Below are 18,701 nucleotides of genomic sequence, written 5' to 3' on the forward strand. Positions count from 1 at the left end.
ACAACCTTGAATTCTGCTAATATCCCCGCAGCGCAACGACCGTGCCCTTCAGCGCCCGCATGTCGTGGATCACCGCGCTGGCGCCGGCCTTCGACAATTCCGAACCGAGATTGGCCGGGGCATGGCTGCCGCCGACATATCCGATCGCGGCCATCCCGGCCGCGGACGCCGCGCTGACGCCGGCCGGTGAATCCTCGACGACTATGCAGTCCTTCGGATCGATACCGACCCGCGCCGCCGCGTGCAGAAACAGATCCGGGTTCGGCTTGCCCGCTGCCATGTCGCTGGCAGAAAAAAGATTTGCACCGAAATAGCGGCGCAGATCAGTGACCTCGAGGCTCAGCTTGATCCGCTCCAGCGGCGATGACGACGCTACGCATTTCGGCCCGCGCAACCACGACAATGCGTAACCGACATGCGGCGTCACGCGCAGTTCGGCGCGCAGGCGGCTCATCGTCGAATAGGCGACATTGGATGCAAAATTCAGCGGCAGGGCGACACCGGTGGCTGCCTCGACCTCGGCGAGAACGTCCGTGGGCCGGCGGCCGGTGAAATAGCGGGCGATGAGCTGTGGAGTGACCTTGATCCCAACGCGCTGCAATTCCTGTGCAAGCACGGCCGTTGCGATCGGCTCGCTGTCGACCAGCACCCCGTTGCAGTCGAAGATGATCACAGGGACCCCCTCCGGACCGGCTGACGCCGGACGCCCCGATGATTCGTGCTACTAGTCTATAAATTTTGTGAATGACGCCGAATGGAGTCAACGCCCGGTAGCAACGAATAAGCAGATTCGCGCGGCAGGGGGAAAGAAAATTGTTGAAAACGCGCTACTTTGCGCAGAGCACCTCTGTGAAAAGCATTGTGCGTGAAGAAACCGACTCAGTTCAGCTTCTTCTTCACGTCCTCGATGCCCCGGGCGATCAGCGTATCCGCCACCTTGCCCTTGGCCGCCTGGACCAGGATTTTCTCTGCCGCGCTGGTCGCCGCGTCCGCTGCGGCGCTGCGCACATCCGCAAGTGCCTGCGCCTCGGCCTGCGCGATCTTGGTCTCAGCCATCTTGGTACGGCGAGCCACGAATTCCTCAAGCCGTGCATGCGCTTCCTGGGCAAGGCGCTCGGCTTCGGCCTTGGCGCCGGCGACAATCTCGTCGGCCTCCTTCTGGGCGTTGGCCGTCTTCTGCTTGTATTCGGCGAGCAGCGTCGCCGCCTCGTCCTTCAAGCGGCGCGCCTCGTCGAGTTCGGACTTGATGCGCGCCGAACGCTGATCCAGCGAGGCGATGATGGTCTTGTGCACACCGGCATAGATCAAAATAGCGAGGAAGAGCACGAAGGCCACGGCGACCCAGAACTCAGCCTCCATCAGGATGTGCATAGTCGTTCTCTCACTGCTTGAGGCTGTCAGCCACCGCGTCGGCGACGACCTTCTCGGCCGGCGCCGTGCCGATCAGGCGTTCCACGATGTTCGACGCCGCTTCGGTGGCGATGCTGCGGACATTGCTCATCGCGGCGGCCTTGGTCGCGGCGATCGATTTCTCCGCCTCTTCGAGCTTCTGATGCAGGCGCCCCTCGAGCGTCTTGCGGCGCTCCTCGGCTTCCGCCATTAGGCTGTCACGGGTCTTGGCCGCGATCGCCTGGGCGTTGGCGCGCGCTTCGGCGAGCGTCTTCTCATAGCCAGCCATCGCGGTTTCGGTCTCGTCCTTCAGCCGCTGGGCTTCGGCGAGATCGCCCTCGATCCGGCCCAGGCGCGCCTGGATGATGCCTCCCACGCGCGGCAGCGCGAGACGGGACATCAGCAGATAGAGCAGGACAAAGGTGATCGCGAGCCAGACCAGCTGGGACGCGAAGGTCTCCTTGTTGAAGGGAGGAAATTGCGGCTTCCCCCCACCTGGCACTTCCGTATGCGCGTTCGTCGCCATGATTCCCGTAACCTTGCTTCACTCAAGTCCGATCGCGGACGGTAAGGCCGTCCGCGCAGACGTCAGCGTCTCTGCTCAGAGAGCGAACAGCAGCAGCAGCGCGATCAGCAGCGAGAAGATGCCGAGCGCTTCGGTCACCGCGAAGCCGAAGATCAGGTTGCCGAACTGGCCCTGGGCGGCCGAGGGATTGCGCAGGGCGGCGGCAAGGTAATTGCCAAAAATGGTACCGACGCCTACGCCCGCACCGCCCATGCCGATGCAGGCAATGCCAGCGCCAATGTACTTCGCAGCAACCGGATCCATGGAAAACTCCTCTTTCGTTCTTTCCGTTGAGATTGAAGGTCGGGCTCAGTGGCCCGGGTGAAGGGCATCGTTGAGATAGATGCAGGTCAGAATGGCGAAGACATAAGCCTGCAGGAATGCGACCAGGAATTCGAGCGCGGTCAGTCCCACCGTGAGCGCCAGCGGCAATGTCGCTCCGAGCCAGCCCACAAAACCCATTCCGCCGAGCATGGTCACGAAGCCTGCGAACACTTTCAGCGTGATGTGCCCGGCCAGCATGTTTGCGAACAGTCGCACGGAATGCGAAATCGGCCGCGACAGGAACGACAGCACCTCGATGAATGTGATCAACGGCAGGATGTAAAAGGGGATGCCGCTCGGCACGAACAGCTTCAGAAATTTGAAGCCGTTCTTGTACACGCCATAGCCAATAACGGTGAAGAACACGAGCAGCGCCAGCACCGCGGTGACGATGATGTGGCTGGTCACCGTGAAGGTGCCGGGAATGAGCCCGATCATGTTCACCGTCAGGATAAACATGAAGAGCGTGAAGACGAACGGAAAGAACTTCATCCCTTCCGTGCCGGCGGAACTTTTCAGCATGTCGGCGACAAACTCGTAGGAGAGTTCCGCGATCGACTGCATGCGCCCAGGCACCAGCGCGCGGCGGCCAGTGGTGCCGAGCATCAGCAGCGAGATGGTCCCGACTGCGATCAGCATGAACAGAGCTGAATTGGTGAAGGCGATTTCGTGCCCCCCGACATGGCCGAGGGTCGCGAACTTCTTGATCTCAAATTGATGGATCGGGTCGGCCATGGCCGGGTCAGGTCCTTAAAGCATTTCGCCGGCGGCGGCGAAGGTCGGTTCTCGTCCAGTCACTTCCGGTCGTCATCCTTCCCGGGAAGCTGGTTTCCCGGTGCCACTCCGGCTGCGCGCATCACGTTCAGGACGCCTGCGGCGAAACCAAGCAGCAGAAACACGATCAGTCCCCAAGGCGAGATGCCGAGCCACCGATCCAGCAACCAGCCGATCAGCGCTCCGGCAATCACGCCCGCCACAAGCTCTGTGGAAAGCCGAAAGCCGCGCGCAATGGCGGACGGATCGGAACCCGATCTGCTGCCGGATGGCGCCTCGACAGGCCTTCCCCTCTCGGTCTTGCCGAGCTGGGTGCCGAGACTCCGGAGCCTCGCGGAGAAAGAAGCCTCGTCGGATGCCTGATTTTCCGAACCGCCCTTGTCGCGTTTGCCGTCATTCATGCCGACACCCGCGCGTGTTCAAGGCGATTGATCAATCCTTGCAGCCCTAAAAGCCGCGCGGACCATACTGATGGGGTCATAGCGAGTCAAGAATTGCTGCAGCGCCGATCCACCCCAGATAACAAATATAAATCAAAGGCTTGCGCGTGGCCTGGATCGGCGCTGAAGGGCCCCGGAGGCGCGGCCGCGATAAAGCTGCGCGAAGCGATTTACGCCATTGGTTCGCCCCTGTCGGAGATGATAATTTGGGGTGCAGCCGGGAGAAGGAATGATGATGCGAATAGCTGCTGCCGGCATTCTGGTTAGCGCCCTCTGTGCGAGCATCTGGGGAGCCGTCCCCGCTCAGGCTCAGGCTCAGGCCCAGGCGCAGACCACGCCTGACGGCGAAAACGGAAGGTTCAGCTTCCACCGCGCGGAGGATGGCTATCTGCGGCTGGACACCCGGACCGGACAGGTCTCGATCTGCGCTCGCAAGACGATCGGTTGGTCCTGCCATCCGGTGCCTGACGAAAGAAGCGCGCTCGAAGGCGAGATTGCACGGCTGCAGATCGACAACGGGCTGTTGAAGAAGGAATTGCTGGCCCGCAACCTTCCGCTGCCCGGCAGCATCAATAAGGACGCGCCCGTCGCCAAGCTGCCGGACGTGGAATTGAAGCTGCCGAGTGATTCCGATCTGGACCGCGTCTTGAACTTCATGGACAAGGTCTGGCGTCGCCTCGCCGAGAAAATGGCTGCCATCCAGCGCGACTATTTTGGAAAGATCTGACGGACCCTGCAGTGCCCGTGACGCTCTCCGCCATCAGCAGGGTGACGCCGCAGCTTGTGGCCAGCGCGGAATTGAGCGTCGACACGCCCGGCGAAGGCTTCACCGAGATCACCCGGGAGGCCGAAACCTTCATCGCCGAAGCGAAGGCGCAGGACGGTGCGCTCTTTTTGTATCTGCGGCACACCTCGGCCTCGCTGGTGATCCAGGAGAATGCCGATCCCGACGTGCAGCGCGATCTGGTCACGGCGCTGCGGCGGATCGCGCCGGACGATGCCGGCTGGATCCACACCATCGAGGGCCCCGACGACATGCCCGCACATGTGAAGGCCATGCTGACCGGCGTTTCGCTTCATATTCCGGTGATGGGCGGGCGCATGGCGCTGGGGACCTGGCAGGGCATTTATCTGGTCGAGCATCGCTCGCGCGCGCATCGGCGCACGGTTCTGCTGCAATTCGTGGGGTGCAGCCGTTAACCCCACTCCCGATTGCGCCAATGGTACGCAGATAAGGTCTCTGGACACGGCGCGAAATGTTGTAAAGTGGTCACGATATTTTGCCGTGCCGGACGGCCCCTGGAGCTCGCGATTTGACCGAGACTGCCCTCTATCGCCTCGTCATCGCCGATGACCATCCCCTTTTCCGTGGCGCCTTGCGCGAAGCGGTCAGCGGACTGTTCGAGCGCGTCGACATTTCCGAAGCGGGGTCCTTCGACGACGTCGCCAAGCTGCTGGACGACAGCGGCGATGTCGATCTGATCCTGCTCGATCTGTCGATGCCGGGCGTGCGCGGGTTTTCCGGCCTGATGTATCTGCGGGCACAATATCCCAGCGTCCCGGTCGTCGTGGTCTCCGCCAACGACGATCCGAGCGTGATCCGCCGCTGCATGGATTTCGGCGCCTCCGGCTTCATTCCCAAGACGCTCGATATCGACGGCATGCGCAAGGCGATCGCCTCTGTGCTCAAGGGCGGCGTGTGGACGCCGCCCGACATCGATCTCCATGCCGGCACAGACGCCGAAACCGCCGAACTGATGGGCCGGCTGGCGACGCTCACCCCGCAACAGGTACGCGTCCTGATGATGTTGTCAGAGGGCCTCCTCAACAAGCAGATCGCCTACGAATTGAGTGTGTCGGAAGCGACCGTGAAGGCGCATGTCTCCGCGATCCTGCAGAAGCTCGGCGTCGAAAGCCGCACCCAGGCAGTGATTGCCGCGGCGAAGATCGAAGTCGGCCAATGGCCGCAGATCGCACCGCTGGAAAACTGAGCCACGTACACCACTTTTCGGCTTGTTATCGCCCGTCAAAGCGGGCGATCGAGTAACCACCGACGCGCAGTGATGCTGGATGCTCCGCTTTCGCGAAGCATGACAGCGAAAAGTTTGCGCGATCACCGAAAGAAAATCACTCCGCCGCGGCCACGCGCTGGATGCGCCATTGCGCCAGCAGCGCGCGCAACGCCGCCGGCTTCACCGGCTTGTGCAGCACCGGGATATTGTGGCGACGCGCTTCGTCGCGCACGCGCGGGGTGCGGTCCGCGGTGATCAGAATGGCCGGCAGGTCGCGGCCGAGGCGCGCGCGCAAGGCCACGATGGCGTCGATGCCGTTCGCATTGTCAAGATGATAATCGACCAGCAATCCGCTCAGCGGACCCTGGACGCGGTCCGATGCCGCCAGGGCAGCCTTCAGGTCGGCTGCCTTGAGAACCTCGCAGCCCCAGCCGCTGAGCAGCGCCTCCATGCCGTCGAGTATTTGCAGCTCGTTGTCGATGCAAAGCACGGTCATGCCGGCCAGTTGGCCGGGATCGATGCGCAGCGGCGCCGGCACCGCAGCGCGCGTCGTGATCGGCGCGGCAAGCGGCGCTTCGACCGAGAAATGCGAGCCCTGCCCCGCCCTGGACGTCAGGTCGACCCTGTAATCGAGGACGCGGGCAATGCGCTCCACGATCGACAGGCCCAATCCAAGGCCGCGCGCCACCTTGGCGCCCTCATCGAGACGATGAAACTCGCGGAAGATGATCTTCTGCTGCGCGCGCGGAATGCCGAGGCCGGTGTCGTAGACGTCGATCCGCAAGCGGTCGCGCCGCCGCCGCACGCCAACCAGAACCCGTCCCTTCGGCGTATATTTGATCGCGTTGGAAATCAGATTCTGCAGCACCCGGCGCAGCAGCCGGCGATCCGACTTCACGGTCAGTGACGACTGCACGAAGGTGAGCTCAAGGCCCTTCTCGCGCGCCATCGGCGCAAACTCCACTTCCAGTTGCCGCAGCAATTCGTCGATGCGGAACGACGACCATTCCGGCTTCATCACGCCGGTATCGAGCCGCGAAATATCGAGCAAGGCGCCGAAGATTTCCTCGACCGCATCAAGCGATGCATCGATATTGCTGACCAGACGCGCCTCCTCGCCGCCTCCTTGCCGCTCGACCAGCGAGGTCACGTAGAGCCGCGCCGCGTTCAGCGGTTGCAGGATGTCGTGGCTCGCCGCTGCCAGGAAGCGGGTCTTGGAGATATTGGCTTCGTCGGCGTCGGCCTTGGCGCGTGCCAGTTCGGCGTTGAGCAGGGTCAGTTCGGTGGTGCGCTCGCGCACGCGCTGTTCCAGCGCCTCGGCCGCCTCGACGCTCGGAGTGATGTCAGTGAAGGTGGTCGCGATGCTACCGTCCGGCATGCTGTTGGCGCGCACTTCGATCACCAGCCCGCGATCCGGGAACCGCTCCTGGAACGGCTCGGCCGCGGCCGAATAGCGGCGCAGCCGCTCGCGCACGAGGTCGCCGGGATCTCCCTCGCCCAGCATGCCGCGCGCCGCGTGATAGTGCAGGATTTCCTCGAGCCGCACGCCCATGCCGATCATGTCGCGCGGCAGATCGAGGATCACGCCAAATTGCCGGTTCCAGCAGATGAGTTGCAGATCCTTGTCGAAGACCGCGATGCCTTCGCTGACGTGCTCCAACGCGGTCTGCAGGATTTCCCGGTTATAGTGGATCGCGGCATTCGCATCGTCGAGCAGCTTGAGCGCGGCCTTGGTCGACACGGTCCGCTTGCGCAGAAGCAGCGACAGCACGAGGCGTGACGATGCGGCGCCGATCGCCGACGCCAGCAGATGCTCGGCATGCCGCAGCAGCTGGAAATCGGCCTCGTTGGACGGCGTGAGGCTGATCCGGTTGGCGCGCGCGAACGTCTCGAATGAGGTGCGTGCGCGCTCTTCGCCGATATAGCGGGCGACGGTGGCGATGACTTCATCCACCGTGACCGCCGAGCGCCAGAAGCGGAAGCTCGGCGCGGGCGCAAGACCGCTCGGCACGAACACATCCGCCTGCATGCGCTCGATCGAGGTCGGCGCGCGGCCGAGCGAAAAGCCGACATAGGCCAGGATATTCAGCGCCAGGCTCCAGAACACGCCATGCGCCAGCTCCGGCAGATCGAGCCCGAACAGAGCCTGCGGCCGCAACATCGCAATGCCCCAAGGCCCGTCGGTGAGCACCGAGGCGCTGAGGATGCCGCTGCCCGCCGCGCTCGGCAGCAGCAATGTATAGGCCCATGCCAGGAATCCCACGGTCATGCCGGCGATCGCGCCGCGCGCCGTCGCGTAACGCCAGAACATGCCGCCGAAGAAAGCCGGTGCGAGCTGGGCGACGGCTGCGAAGGACAACAGGCCGATCGCGGCGAGCTGCGCGTCGCCGACCGAGCGGTAATAAAGATACGCCATCACCAGGATGACGAAAATGGCGACGCGGCGCACTTTCAGGAGCAGCGCGCCGACATCGGCGCGGTTCGTGATCAGCCCCGCGCGCTGTTGCAGAACCAGCGGCACGATCAGGTCATTCGACACCATGATGGCGAGCGCGACGCATTCCACGATCACCATCGCGGTTGCCGCCGACAGCCCGCCGACAAAGGCGGCGACCGTGAAGAACGGCGAGTTGGCGGTGAGCGGCAGCGCCAGCACATACATGTCGCCGTCGACCCCACCCGATGGAAAGGTCAGAAGGCCGGCCAGCGCGATCGGGATGACGAACAGATTGATGAGGACGAGGTAGATCGGAAACAGCCACGACGCGCGCTTCACTTCCGACTCGGAATGATTTTCGACCACCGTGACGTGGAATTGCCGCGGCAGCAAAACGATCGCCACGAACGACAGCAGCGTCATGGCAACAACATTCGCGAAACTCGGCGCGTGGCTGAACAGGGCCGCCGCGTTTGACTGGGCCATCGCCTTTGTGAACAGGTCCGCAGCGCCGTCGAACATCCACCAGGTGACAAAAATTCCAACGGCGAGAAACGCCGTGAGCTTGACGATGGACTCGGTCGCGATCGCCAGCATCAGGCCGTCCTGGTGCTCAGTGGCGTCGATATGCCGGGTGCCGAACAGAATGGCGAAGGCCGCCATCAGCAGCGCGATAAACAAGGACACGTCCCCGATCACCGGAATCGGCGCGGGTGCATCCACGGTGACATGCGCCAGGATGGTGCCGACCGAGGAGGACACTGCCTTCAGCTGCAGGGCGATATACGGAATGGTGCCGACGATTGCGATCAGCGCAACGGTCGCGGCGACGGCCTGCTGCTTGCCGTAACGCGCGGCGATGAAATCGGCGATGGATGTGATGTTTTGCGACTTGGCCAGGCGCACGATGCGCAGGATCAGCGGCCAGAACAGGCCGATCATCAGAATCGGACCGGCATAGATGGTCAGGAAGTCAAAGCCCGACCGAGCGGCAAGTCCGACCGACCCGAAAAAGGTCCAGGACGTACAATAAATCGCCAGGCACAGCGGATAGATCAGCAGCCTTGAGCGGCTGCTGCGATCGAGCAAATGCGCCCGGTCACCATAGCTGGCGACAACGAACAACAGCCCAATATAGCCGAGTGCGATCGCGATAACGACCCAGCTTTGCAGCATGCCGGCTCCTACTGGCCCACGATCTGCGACAATCGCGATCGGGGGCTAAAACCACCCGCAGGATCATAATACCCGCAGTCTGGCGGGCATTATAGGGGGTGTCATCGGCAGTGTCGCATTGTCCGCCATGGGCCGCTGGCATATCGTTTGCCGCGGTACAGCCAAGCCAAACGAGGGGCCTATGGCGATACTTCAGGAATTCAAGGAATTCGCGGTCAAGGGCAACGTCGTCGATCTCGCCATTGGCGTGATCATCGGCGCCGCCTTCGGCAAAATCGTTGAATCGCTGGTGGGCGACATCATCATGCCGGTCATCGGCGCCATCACCGGCGGTCTCGATTTCTCGAACTACTATCTTCCCCTTTCAAGCGCGGTGACCGCGGACAGCCTGGTGGAAGCCAAGAAGCAGGGCGCCGTTTTTGCCTGGGGCAACTTCCTCACGGTCGCCATCAATTTCGCAATCATCGCCGCCGCCCTGTTCTTCGTGGTGAAGGGCATCAACCGCCTAAAACGGCAGGAAGCTGCGAAACCGGCGGAACCTCCGGCGCCGCCGCGGCAGGAAGTGCTGCTGACCGAGATCCGCGACCTGCTGGCGAAGAAATAGCGGGGCGATCACGGCCGCGATGACGTCGCCCTCTGACGCACTTCTGGCAGCGTTGCGCGCGCCGGCGCGCAACGCTCCCGACAGCGGCATTGTCGAAATCATGAAATATGGCCGCGCACGCGGCGACGTCACCGGCCTGTGGGCGGGCGAAGGCGACACGCCGACACCGCCTTTCATTGTCGAGGCGGCAACGCGCGCGCTCGCGGCCGGAGAGACCTTCTACACCTGGCAGCGTGGCATCCCGCCGTTGCGCGAGGCGCTGGCGGCCTATCACGCGCGTCTCTATGGCCGCGACTTCTCAGCTGAGGAATTCTTCATCACCGGCTCGGGCATGCAGGCGATCCAGATCGCGCTCGCCATGACCGCATCGGCGGAGAGCGAGGTGATCATTCCGACACCGAGTTGGCCAAATGCGGCGGGCGCGGCCGGAATCCTCGGCGCGCATCCGGTCGAAGTGCCGCTGCATTTCGGCAATGGCGGCTGGACGCTCGACATCGAGCGCATCTCTTCTGCCATCAATGACAGGACGCGCGTGCTGTTTGTCGTTTCCCCTTCCAATCCTACGGGCTGGACCGCGACGCATGACGATCTGAAAGCGCTGCTGGCTCTGGCGCGACAGCATGGCTTGTGGATCATCGCCGACGAAACCTATGCCCGTTTCTGGTATGGCGAAGGCCCGCGCGCACCGTCCTTCTTCGATGTGATGGCGCCGGAGGATCGCATCCTCTTCGTCAACACCTTCTCCAAGAACTGGTGCATGACCGGTTGGCGCATGGGCTGGATCGTCGCGCATCCATCTCTCGGGCAGGTGATCGAGAACCTGATCCAGTACTCGACCTCCGGCGTGGCCCAATTCATGCAGCGCGCGGGCATCGCGGCGCTCGAACGCGGCGAAAGTTTTGTCGCGCACCAGATTTCACGCGCCCGCAAGAGCCGCGACATCGCCTGCGAGATCCTGGGCAGGACCGGGCGCTGCCGCTTCGCGATGCCGATGGGGGCTTTCTATCTGTTCTTCACGGTGGACGGCGAAGGCGATACCCAAAAGCTTACACGCCGTCTGGTCGACGAGGCGCAGGTCGGGCTTGCGCCTGGCACCGCCTTCGGCAAAGGCGGCGAGCATTTCGTGCGGCTGTGCTTCGCGCGCGATCCGCTACAGATCGAAGAAGCCTGCGGTAGGATTGCGCGGGTGCTGAATGACGGAAGATTTATGCCGCCGCCTTCCTCGCAGCCGGCGGGAAGCGGCGATAAAAGCTCTCGCCCTTTTCCGCCATCTCAATGAGGAGCTTGTTGGGCTTGAAACGTGCGCCGTGCTTTTTCTCCAGCGCGCGGCACAGCGTGACAAAGTTCTTCGCTCCCATCATGTCGATGTAAGACAGCGTGCCGCCCGTGAATGGCGCAAAGCCAAATCCCAGAATTGATCCGACATCGGCCTCGCGCACATCGGTCAGCACACCCTCTTCGAAGCAGCGCGCGGTCTCCAGCGCCTGGATCACCAGGAGCCGCTGCTTGATTTCGCCAACATCGATGGTGTCGGGATCGAGTTGCTCCGGTTGCAGATCGGAAAGGCCCGCCCACAGCCGCTTCGGCCCTTTCTCCGGATAATCGTAAAACCCCTTGCCGTTCTTGCGCCCGAGCCGGCCGTGCTTCTCCACCATGTCCGACAGAAGCTTCTTCTGCCGCGCATCGATGGCATCCGCCCCGAGATCAGCCTCGGTCGCCTTCAGGATTTTCCAGGCCAGATCGACCGCCACTTCATCATTCAACGACAGCGGCCCGACCGGCATACCGGCCATGCGCCCGACATTCTCGATCATGGCGGGGGGAACGCCTTCGGTCAGCATCAGATGGCCTTCGCGGATATAGGTGCCGACGACGCGCGACGTATAGAAGCCGCGCGAGTCATTGACCACAATCGGCGTCTTTCTGATCGCGCGCACGAAATCCAGCGCGGTGGCAAGCGCCAGATCGCCGGTCTTCTCACCCATGATGATCTCGACCAGCATCATCTTCTCCACCGGTGAGAAGAAATGGATGCCGATGAATTTTGCCGGATCTTTCGCGCTTTCGGCGAGCGAGGTGATCGGCAGGGTCGAAGTGTTGGAGCCGAACACGGCATCCGGCAGCACGGCTTGCGCCTTCGCAATCGTTTCCGCCTTGACCTTCCGGTCCTCGAATACGGCTTCGATGATAAGATCGCAGCCTTTCAGTGCATTGTAGTCGGCGGTCGGTGTGATGCGCGCAAGCAGCGCCTCGCGATCCGCCGCGGTGGCGCGGCCCTTGTTGACCTGGTCGGTCATCAGGCTTTGCGAATGCGCCTTGCCCTTGTCGGCGGCGGCCTGGTCGCGGTCGATCAGGACCACATCGAGCCCGGCCTGCGCACTCACATACGCAATGCCCGCGCCCATGAAGCCGGCGCCGATGACGCCGACTTTGTTGAGCGTCGCAGCTGGCACGCTGGCCGGCCGCCGCGCGCCCTTATTCAGGTCCTGCATCGACACGAACAAAGTGCGGATCATCGCTGCCGCTTCCTTCGAGCGCAGGATTTTGGCGAACCAGCGCGACTCGACCTGCAGCGCCAGGTCCATCGGCAATTGCAGCCCCTCGAACACGGACTGCAGGATGGCGCGCGCGGCCGGATAATTGTCGTAGGTTTCGCGGCGATAGATCGCGTTCGCCGCCGGGAACACCATCATGCCGGCCTTCGAGAACACAAGCCCGCCCGGATTCTTGAAGCCCTTCACGTCCCACGGGGCCTCTGCCTTGCCGCCGGCCTTGATCCAGTCCTTCGCGGCCTTCAAGAGGTCGGCCGCAGGCACGACATTGTCGATCAGCTTCATCGCCTTGGCGCGGTTGAGGCGGAGCTGATCGCCTTTCAGCAGAAGCTGCAGCGCATCGGCCGGCTGCAGCATGCGCGCGATGCGTTGCGTGCCGCCCGCGCCGGGGAACAGGCCGATCTTGATTTCCGGCAATCCGACCCGCGTCTTCGGATTGTCCGACGCCACGCGATGATGGCACGAGAGCGCAAGCTCGAAGCCGCCGCCGAGCGCGGTGCCGTTGATCGCGGCGACGAACGATTTCCCGCATGTCTCGATGCGCCGGTAAAGCTGCGAGAGTTTGCGGCTGCCCTCGAACAGGAGCTTCGCGGCCGCCTCCTCGCCAAGTGCCCTCGTCTGTTCGGCAAAATTGCGCGTCAGCGATTCCAGCAAGGTCAGATCGGCGCCGGCGCAGAAGCTGTCCTTGCCGGACGTAATGACCGCCCCCTTCACCTTCTCGTCAGCGGCAAGCTTTTCGACGATCGCGCCCAGTTCCTCGATCATCGCCAGGTCGATGAGGTTCATCGAGCGTCCGGGCATGTCCCAGGTGATCAGCGCGATGCCGTCGCTGTCGATGTCGAGGGTGAAATTGGTGGTGGTGGTCATGTCTTGCTCCGCCGCTTCCTCCTTCCTTCTCCCCGCTTGCGGGGAGCGGGAAGAACCTCACACCCTCTCGATAATCGTCGCCGTGCCCATGCCGGCGCCGATGCATAATGTGATCAGCGCGGTATTGAGATTGCGCCGCTCGAGCTCGTCCAAGGCGATGCCCAAAAGCATCGCCCCGGTCGCGCCAAGCGGATGCCCCATGGCAATGGCGCCGCCATTCACATTCACTTTCGCCGGATCGAGATCCAGCGCCTGCAGATAACGCAGCACCACCGAGGCGAACGCCTCGTTGATCTCGTAGAGATCGATTTCGCTTGTCTTCATGCCGGCGCGCTTCAGCGCTTTCTCGCTCACCGGCGCCGGCCCGGTCAGCATGATGCCCGGCTCCGATCCGATATTCGCAAACGCCTTGATGCGCGCGCGCGGCCTGAGGCCGGCTTTCTCACCCGCCTCCTTGTTGCCGATCAGCACCGCCGCCGCGCCATCCACGATGCCCGACGAATTGCCGGGATGGTGCACGTGCTTGATCTCTTCGATTTCGGGATAGCGCTGCACCGCCACCGCATCGAAGCCGGCCATCTGCCCCATCTCGACAAAAGACGGCTTCAGCGCGGCCAGCGTCTGCATCGTGGTGTCGGGCCGCATGTGCTCGTCCTTGTTGAGCAACGTGATGCCGTTGACATCCCTGATCGGCAGCACCGATTTCTCGAAGCGCTTGTCCGCCCACGCGGCCGCCGCACGCTTCTGGCTCTCCACCGCATAGGCGTCGCAATCGTCGCGGCTGAAGCCATACTTGGTCGCGATCAGGTCGGCGGACACGCCCTGCGGCATGAAATAGGACGGCAGCGCGATCATTGGATCGACCGGCCAGGCGCCGCCGGAGGCGCCGATGCCGACGCGGCTCATGGATTCGACGCCGCCGCCGACCGTCATGTCGCTCTGGCCTGACATCACTTTCGCCGCGGCAAAGTTCACCGCATCAAGACCCGAAGCGCAGAAGCGGTTGATCTGCACGCCCGGCACGCCGTCGCCATAACCGGCGCAGAGCGCCGAGACGCGCGCGATATCGCCCCCCGCCTCCCCGACGGGATCGACGCAACCGAGCACCACATCGTCCACGAGTCCGGGATCGAGCTGGTTGCGCTCACGCAAACCTTGCAGCACCTGCGTCGCCAGATTGAGCGTCGTCACCTCATGCAGGGAGCCGTCCGCCTTGCCGCGTCCGCGCGGCGAGCGGACATGGTCGTAAATGAAGGCTTCGGTCACGAGGTCCTCCCTGCACAGCGATCACGCTTTATATAGACGCGCACGCAGACTTATTCAGACGGGGAGTTATGACTTTTACATGAAGATGATTCGGCGCGCCCGAGTGTGGCCGAAGGCCGGCATTTTAGCCATGGCTCATGACCCGGTCCGCGCTATATAGCCCGCGATGGCTCCCCCACCCCTGATCCAGTTGCGTGACATCGCGCTCACCTTTGGCGGCACGCCGCTCCTCGAAAACGCCGAATTGTCGGTTTCGGCGGGCGAGCGGGTCTGCCTCGTCGGCCGCAACGGCTCCGGCAAGTCCACCCTGCTCAAGATTGCCGCCGGCCTGATTGAGCCGGACCGCGGCAGCCGTTTCCTGCAGCCTGGCGCCACGGTGCGCTATCTGCCGCAGGAGCCGGATTTCTCAGGCTTTGCGACGACATTATCCTACGTGCAGGCTGGCCTCGCGCCGGGCGACGATGCCCATCAGGCGCAATATCTGCTGGACCAGCTCGGCCTCACCGGCAGCGAAGACCCCGCGCATCTCTCCGGCGGCGAGGCGCGCCGCACGGCGCTCGCCCGCGTGCTGGCGCCGGCGCCCGATATTCTCCTGCTCGACGAGCCGACCAATCATCTCGACCTCACGACCATCGAATGGCTGGAAGCCGAGCTGCAAGACCGCAAGTCCGCTTTGGTGCTGATCAGCCACGACCGGCGCTTCCTCGACACGCTGTCGCGCATCACCGTCTGGCTCGACCGCGGCAGGACGCGGCGGCTCGAGATCGGCTTCGAGAAATTCGAGGCGCGGCGTGACGAGATCCTCGCCGAAGAGGAACTCGAACAGCACAAGCTCGACCGCAAGATCGTCGCGGAGGAACATTGGGTGCGCTACGGCGTCACCGCGCGGCGCAAACGCAACATGCGCCGCATGGGCGAATTGCAGGCATTGCGGCAGAAGCGGCGCGACTATCGCGGCTCAGCCGGCAAGGCGTCGATCATTGCCGCGGAAGCGGAAAAGTCCGGCGCGCTGGTGATCGAGGCGAACAAGATCTCGAAGGCCTATAACGGCCGCCCGATCGTGAAGGATTTCTCGACCCGTACTTTCCGGGGCGACCGCATCGGCATTGTCGGCCCGAATGGCAGCGGCAAGACCACGCTGCTCTCCATGCTGATCGGCGCATTGCCGCCAGACTCCGGCACGGTGAAGCTCGGCGCCAATATCGAGATGGCGACGCTCGACCAGAGCCGCGATTCGCTCGATCCGGACTGGACGCTGAAGGAAGCGCTGACCTTTGGCCAGGGCGACACCGTCACCGTCGGCGGGCAGACAAAGCACGTTGTCGGCTACATGAAGGACTTCCTGTTCTCGCCTGAGCAGATCGGCACGCCCCTGCGCGCGCTGTCCGGCGGTGAGCGCGGCCGCGTCATGCTGGCCCGCGCGCTGGCGAAACCCTCAAACCTTCTCGTGCTCGACGAGCCGACCAATGATCTCGATCTGGAGACACTCGACGTGCTGGAGGAAACGCTTGCCGACTATGGCGGCACCGTGATCCTGATCAGCCACGATCGCGATTTTCTCGACCGCGTGGTGAACGCCGTGATCGTGCCGGAAGGCGGCGGCAAGTGGAACGAATATGCCGGCGGCTATTCGGACATGCTGGCGCAGCGGGGCGCCGATATCGCGATTGACAAGGGCCAGGGCAAGAATGGCGCAGGGAAAGCGCCAAAGGAAGCACGCGCCGCGCCCGCGCAGAACGGAGACAGGCCGAAACGAAAGCTCTCCTTCAACGAAAAATACGCCCTTGAAAATCTGCCGAAGCAGATGGCGAAACTGGAAGCCGACATCGCCTCATTGCAGAAGAAGCTCGACGATCCGGAGCTCTACGCGCGCGACCGCAAGGCGTTTGACGCGACATCCACCGCGCTCGCCGCCGCGCAAGCGGACCTGCATGCGGCGGAAGAGAAATGGCTGGAGCTGGAATTGCTGCGCGAGGAGATTGAGGGTGCGTAGGCCTTGCCCCGTCATCCTGAGGTGCTTGCGCGGGGCTCAAGCCGACATTGTCGCCTCGCACCTCAGGATGACGGTTTGAGGCTGACCCAAGCCGCCGCGCCCTTCCCCGCCGCTCTCCCCGTCGCAAAGCACGCCTGCAGCAGATAGCCGCCGGTCGGCGCTTCCCAGTCCAGCATTTCACCGGCGACGAAGACGCCGGGTTTTTTGTGCAGCATGAAGTTTGCATCGACGTCTCCGAACGACACACCGCCCGCAGTTGAGATCGCGCGGGTGATCGGCGCGACGCCGATCAGCGTCACCGGCACAGCCTTGAGCAGACGCGCCATCGCGTCGGGCGCGAGATCGGCGAGCTTTCCTTTCGCCAGCTCCTGCGCCAGCCCGATGGCGGCCGGAGACAAATTGACCGCCTTGCGCAGAAAATTCGACAGCGATGTCTTGCCGCGCGGTGCGCCCAATTTCTTGGCGAGTTCGGGAATGGAGACGTTAGGCAACAGATCCACAGTCAAAATGGCTTCGCCATCTCGCTCAACGGCATCCCGCAAGCGCGACGACAGCGCATAGACACCGCCGCCTTCCAGCCCCGCGCGGGAAATCATCGCTTCCCCACGCACGGTTTCGCCACCGAACGACAGCGCAATGCGCTTCAGCGGCTGGCCTTCGAACCGATCCCGAAAGATATCCGACCACTGCACCAGAAATCCGCAATTGGCCGGACGCAGTTTCGCCACGGCAATGCCTTCGCGCCGAAGAATCTCCGCCCAGCCGCCGTCGGAACCAAGCTTCGGCCAGCTTGCGCCGCCGAGCGCGAGCACGACGACATCCGTCGCCACGCTTTGCTCATTGCCGCCGGCATCGGCAAAGACAAGCCGGCCTTGCGCGTCCCATCCCTTCCACCGGTGACGCAACGCAACGCGCACGCCCTTTGCATCCAGCCGCCGCAGCCAGGCGCGCAGCAAGGGCGACGCCTTCATGCTTTGCGGAAACACGCGTCCGCTGGAGCCGACGAAGGTGTTTTGGCCGAGCTGTTCGCTCCAGGCTCGCAGATCGTTCGGCGGGAAAGCATCGATCGCCGCGCGCAGATGCTCCGCCGCCGCACCATAGCGCGACAGAAAGCGCGGCATCGCCTCACTGTGCGTGAGGTTGAGTCCGCCGCGTCCTGCCATCAGGAACTTGCGACCGAGCGAGGGCATGCGGTCATGGACCGTGACGGCAACACCTGCATCTGCAAGCACTTCCGCCGCCATCAATCCGGCCGGCCCGCCGCCGATCACCGCCGCGGTTTTATCTGTTTTTTGCGCCATGCAGGTGTCGTAGCAGCCTGCAACGCACGATCAAACTCAATCCGTCAGCCTGAGCCGGCCTCGCGAAGCAAGGCCCGAGCAAGTCGGCTGCAGCGGACTTGCGCACTATTAATTCCGATCTCGGGTGAACCCGAGATCGGTGGGGCGACAGCCCGTGAAACCTTTGCCCGTCCTTCGAGGCTCGCCACTATCGCGGCTCGCACCCCCGGATGACGGTTTAGAGAATGTACGCTACATCAATCGAATGCTTGCCCCCTCTGCAATATTCTCCGCCCGCCTGCCGGTCGTTGATATCGCCCGCGGTCTCGCGTTGGCGGCGATGGCGCTCTACCACTTCGCTTGGGACCTCGAATTCTTCGAACTCGCCGATCTCGGCGTGACCGAACATCTGCTCTGGGTCGGCTTCGCGCGCGCCATTGCCGCGAGTTTCCTGGCGCTGGTCGGCGTCGGGCTGGTGCTGGGTCATGCAAAGGGTGTGCGATGGCAGTCTTTTTTGCGGCGCCTTGCGATCATTGTCGCCGCAGCCGCGGCGATCACGGTTCTCAGCTATTTCACCGATCCGGGCGGCATCATCTGGTTCGGCATCCTGCATTGCATCGCCGTGTCCAGCGTGCTCGGCCTTTTCTTCCTGCGTCTGCCGGTTCTCGCCGTCATTATCGCCGGCATGGCCTGCATCGCCGCGCCGCATTTCCTCACGACGGCGGCGTTCAACGGCCTCGGCTGGGTGTGGCTGGGGCTTGCGCAGGACATCATTCCGTCCAATGACTACAGTCCGCTGCTGCCGTGGTTCGGCTATGTCCTGCTCGGCATCGCGACTGCGCGGATCATTCCGCCGGAGGCTTGGCCGCAGACCTGGCGCAGCTGGCAGCCGCATGCGGCCATCTCACGCATGCTGTGCCTTGCCGGTCGCCATTCTTTGCTCGTTTATCTCGTGCATCAGCCGATTCTGATGGGTTTGCTCTGGAGCGTGACGCAGATCAGATGAAATATGTTTTCATCCT

General features: G+C 63.3%; 17 protein-coding genes. 7 read left to right on the top strand and 10 right to left on the bottom strand.

Going from position 1 to position 18,701, the window contains the following annotated elements; genetic code table 11:
* Positions 1-16: 16 nt before the first annotated feature.
* From RO009_05685 to RO009_05710, 6 genes are all read right to left on the bottom strand, one after another.
* On the bottom strand, positions 17-673 hold the full coding sequence (locus RO009_05685; protein MDT3684516.1) for an HAD-IA family hydrolase: 657 nt from the start codon (positions 671-673) through the stop codon (positions 17-19).
* A 206-nt stretch (positions 674-879) separates the two neighbouring features.
* Complete coding sequence (locus tag RO009_05690; GenBank protein MDT3684517.1) at positions 880-1,371, bottom strand: ATP F0F1 synthase subunit B; 492 nt, start codon at positions 1,369-1,371, stop codon at positions 880-882.
* Positions 1,372-1,381: 10 nt separating this feature from the next.
* A complete protein-coding gene (locus tag RO009_05695; GenBank protein MDT3684518.1) occupies positions 1,382-1,915 on the bottom strand; it encodes a F0F1 ATP synthase subunit B in 534 nt (177 codons plus the stop codon).
* Between the two features lie 75 nt (positions 1,916-1,990).
* Positions 1,991-2,218: a F0F1 ATP synthase subunit C gene (locus RO009_05700; protein MDT3684519.1), complete on the bottom strand. Its 228-nt coding sequence runs from the start codon at positions 2,216-2,218 to the stop codon at positions 1,991-1,993.
* A 45-nt stretch (positions 2,219-2,263) separates the two neighbouring features.
* Complete coding sequence (locus tag RO009_05705) at positions 2,264-3,013, bottom strand: F0F1 ATP synthase subunit A (GenBank protein MDT3684520.1); 750 nt, start codon at positions 3,011-3,013, stop codon at positions 2,264-2,266.
* Between the two features lie 59 nt (positions 3,014-3,072).
* The gene (locus tag RO009_05710) at positions 3,073-3,453 is read right to left on the bottom strand and encodes an AtpZ/AtpI family protein (GenBank protein MDT3684521.1); all 381 of its coding nucleotides are present in this window, start codon (positions 3,451-3,453) and stop codon (positions 3,073-3,075) included.
* Between the two features lie 268 nt (positions 3,454-3,721).
* Here RO009_05710 and RO009_05715 point away from each other — a divergent pair, with 268 nt between their 5' ends.
* The 3 genes from RO009_05715 (at position 3,722) to RO009_05725 (ending at position 5,483) form a co-directional block, all read left to right on the top strand.
* Positions 3,722-4,219 (top strand): hypothetical protein, encoded by a 498-nt coding sequence (locus RO009_05715; protein ID MDT3684522.1) that lies wholly within the window; start codon positions 3,722-3,724, stop codon positions 4,217-4,219.
* Positions 4,220-4,230: 11 nt separating this feature from the next.
* On the top strand, positions 4,231-4,692 hold the full coding sequence (locus RO009_05720; protein ID MDT3684523.1) for a secondary thiamine-phosphate synthase enzyme YjbQ: 462 nt from the start codon (positions 4,231-4,233) through the stop codon (positions 4,690-4,692).
* Positions 4,693-4,805: 113 nt separating this feature from the next.
* Positions 4,806-5,483 carry a response regulator transcription factor gene (locus RO009_05725; GenBank protein MDT3684524.1) on the top strand — a complete coding sequence of 226 codons (678 nt, stop codon included), beginning with the start codon at positions 4,806-4,808 and terminating at the stop codon, positions 5,481-5,483.
* 136 nt (positions 5,484-5,619) lie between these two features.
* Here the strand turns inward: RO009_05725 and RO009_05730 are convergent, their stop codons facing one another.
* Positions 5,620-9,117 (bottom strand): hybrid sensor histidine kinase/response regulator, encoded by a 3,498-nt coding sequence (locus RO009_05730; GenBank protein ID MDT3684525.1) that lies wholly within the window; start codon positions 9,115-9,117, stop codon positions 5,620-5,622.
* A gap of 187 nt (positions 9,118-9,304) precedes the next feature.
* Between RO009_05730 and mscL the strand changes: the two genes are divergently transcribed.
* Both mscL and RO009_05740 read left to right on the top strand, forming a co-directional pair.
* Positions 9,305-9,721 carry a large conductance mechanosensitive channel protein MscL gene (gene mscL / locus RO009_05735; GenBank protein MDT3684526.1) on the top strand — a complete coding sequence of 139 codons (417 nt, stop codon included), beginning with the start codon at positions 9,305-9,307 and terminating at the stop codon, positions 9,719-9,721.
* A gap of 19 nt (positions 9,722-9,740) precedes the next feature.
* Positions 9,741-11,000 carry a pyridoxal phosphate-dependent aminotransferase gene (locus tag RO009_05740; protein ID MDT3684527.1) on the top strand — a complete coding sequence of 420 codons (1,260 nt, stop codon included), beginning with the start codon at positions 9,741-9,743 and terminating at the stop codon, positions 10,998-11,000.
* Here RO009_05740 and RO009_05745 read toward each other — a convergent pair.
* Entirely contained in the window at positions 10,927-13,140 is a 2,214-nt protein-coding gene (locus RO009_05745; GenBank protein MDT3684528.1) for a 3-hydroxyacyl-CoA dehydrogenase NAD-binding domain-containing protein, read from the bottom strand. The genes RO009_05740 and RO009_05745 overlap by 74 nt on opposite strands.
* Positions 13,141-13,197: 57 nt before the next feature.
* The gene (locus RO009_05750) at positions 13,198-14,406 is read right to left on the bottom strand and encodes an acetyl-CoA C-acetyltransferase (protein ID MDT3684529.1); all 1,209 of its coding nucleotides are present in this window, start codon (positions 14,404-14,406) and stop codon (positions 13,198-13,200) included.
* Between the two features lie 166 nt (positions 14,407-14,572).
* Here RO009_05750 and RO009_05755 point away from each other — a divergent pair, with 166 nt between their 5' ends.
* Positions 14,573-16,399, top strand: coding sequence for an ATP-binding cassette domain-containing protein (locus tag RO009_05755; GenBank protein MDT3684530.1), 1,827 nt, complete (start codon positions 14,573-14,575; stop codon positions 16,397-16,399).
* A gap of 62 nt (positions 16,400-16,461) precedes the next feature.
* Here RO009_05755 and RO009_05760 read toward each other — a convergent pair whose 3' ends face one another.
* The gene (locus RO009_05760) at positions 16,462-17,700 is read right to left on the bottom strand and encodes a TIGR03862 family flavoprotein (protein MDT3684531.1); all 1,239 of its coding nucleotides are present in this window, start codon (positions 17,698-17,700) and stop codon (positions 16,462-16,464) included.
* Positions 17,701-17,944: 244 nt separating this feature from the next.
* Here RO009_05760 and RO009_05765 point away from each other — a divergent pair, with 244 nt between their 5' ends.
* Entirely contained in the window at positions 17,945-18,685 is a 741-nt protein-coding gene (locus tag RO009_05765) for a heparan-alpha-glucosaminide N-acetyltransferase (protein MDT3684532.1), read from the top strand.
* Positions 18,686-18,701 lie beyond the last annotated feature (16 nt).

This window comes from Pseudorhodoplanes sp. (assembly GCA_032027085.1).
In the GTDB taxonomy this organism is placed as follows: domain Bacteria; phylum Pseudomonadota; class Alphaproteobacteria; order Rhizobiales; family Xanthobacteraceae; genus Pseudorhodoplanes.

What these genes read in the sequence shown, in the direction of transcription:
- RO009_05705 (MDT3684520.1), bottom strand. Translation starts at nt 3,013, where the DNA reads ATGGCCGACCCGATCCATCAATTTGAGATCAAGAAGTTCGCGACCCTC.
- RO009_05740 (MDT3684527.1), top strand. Translation starts at nt 9,741, where the DNA reads ATGACGTCGCCCTCTGACGCACTTCTGGCAGCGTTGCGCGCGCCGGCG.
- RO009_05695 (MDT3684518.1), bottom strand. Translation starts at nt 1,915, where the DNA reads ATGGCGACGAACGCGCATACGGAAGTGCCAGGTGGGGGGAAGCCGCAA.
- RO009_05760 (MDT3684531.1), bottom strand. Translation starts at nt 17,700, where the DNA reads ATGGCGCAAAAAACAGATAAAACCGCGGCGGTGATCGGCGGCGGGCCG.
- RO009_05755 (MDT3684530.1), top strand. Translation starts at nt 14,573, where the DNA reads ATGGCTCCCCCACCCCTGATCCAGTTGCGTGACATCGCGCTCACCTTT.
- RO009_05730 (MDT3684525.1), bottom strand. Translation starts at nt 9,117, where the DNA reads ATGCTGCAAAGCTGGGTCGTTATCGCGATCGCACTCGGCTATATTGGG.
- RO009_05745 (MDT3684528.1), bottom strand. Translation starts at nt 13,140, where the DNA reads ATGACCACCACCACCAATTTCACCCTCGACATCGACAGCGACGGCATC.
- RO009_05715 (MDT3684522.1), top strand. Translation starts at nt 3,722, where the DNA reads ATGATGATGCGAATAGCTGCTGCCGGCATTCTGGTTAGCGCCCTCTGT.
- RO009_05765 (MDT3684532.1), top strand. Translation starts at nt 17,945, where the DNA reads ATGCTTGCCCCCTCTGCAATATTCTCCGCCCGCCTGCCGGTCGTTGAT.
- RO009_05690 (MDT3684517.1), bottom strand. Translation starts at nt 1,371, where the DNA reads ATGCACATCCTGATGGAGGCTGAGTTCTGGGTCGCCGTGGCCTTCGTG.
- RO009_05700 (MDT3684519.1), bottom strand. Translation starts at nt 2,218, where the DNA reads ATGGATCCGGTTGCTGCGAAGTACATTGGCGCTGGCATTGCCTGCATC.
- RO009_05710 (MDT3684521.1), bottom strand. Translation starts at nt 3,453, where the DNA reads ATGAATGACGGCAAACGCGACAAGGGCGGTTCGGAAAATCAGGCATCC.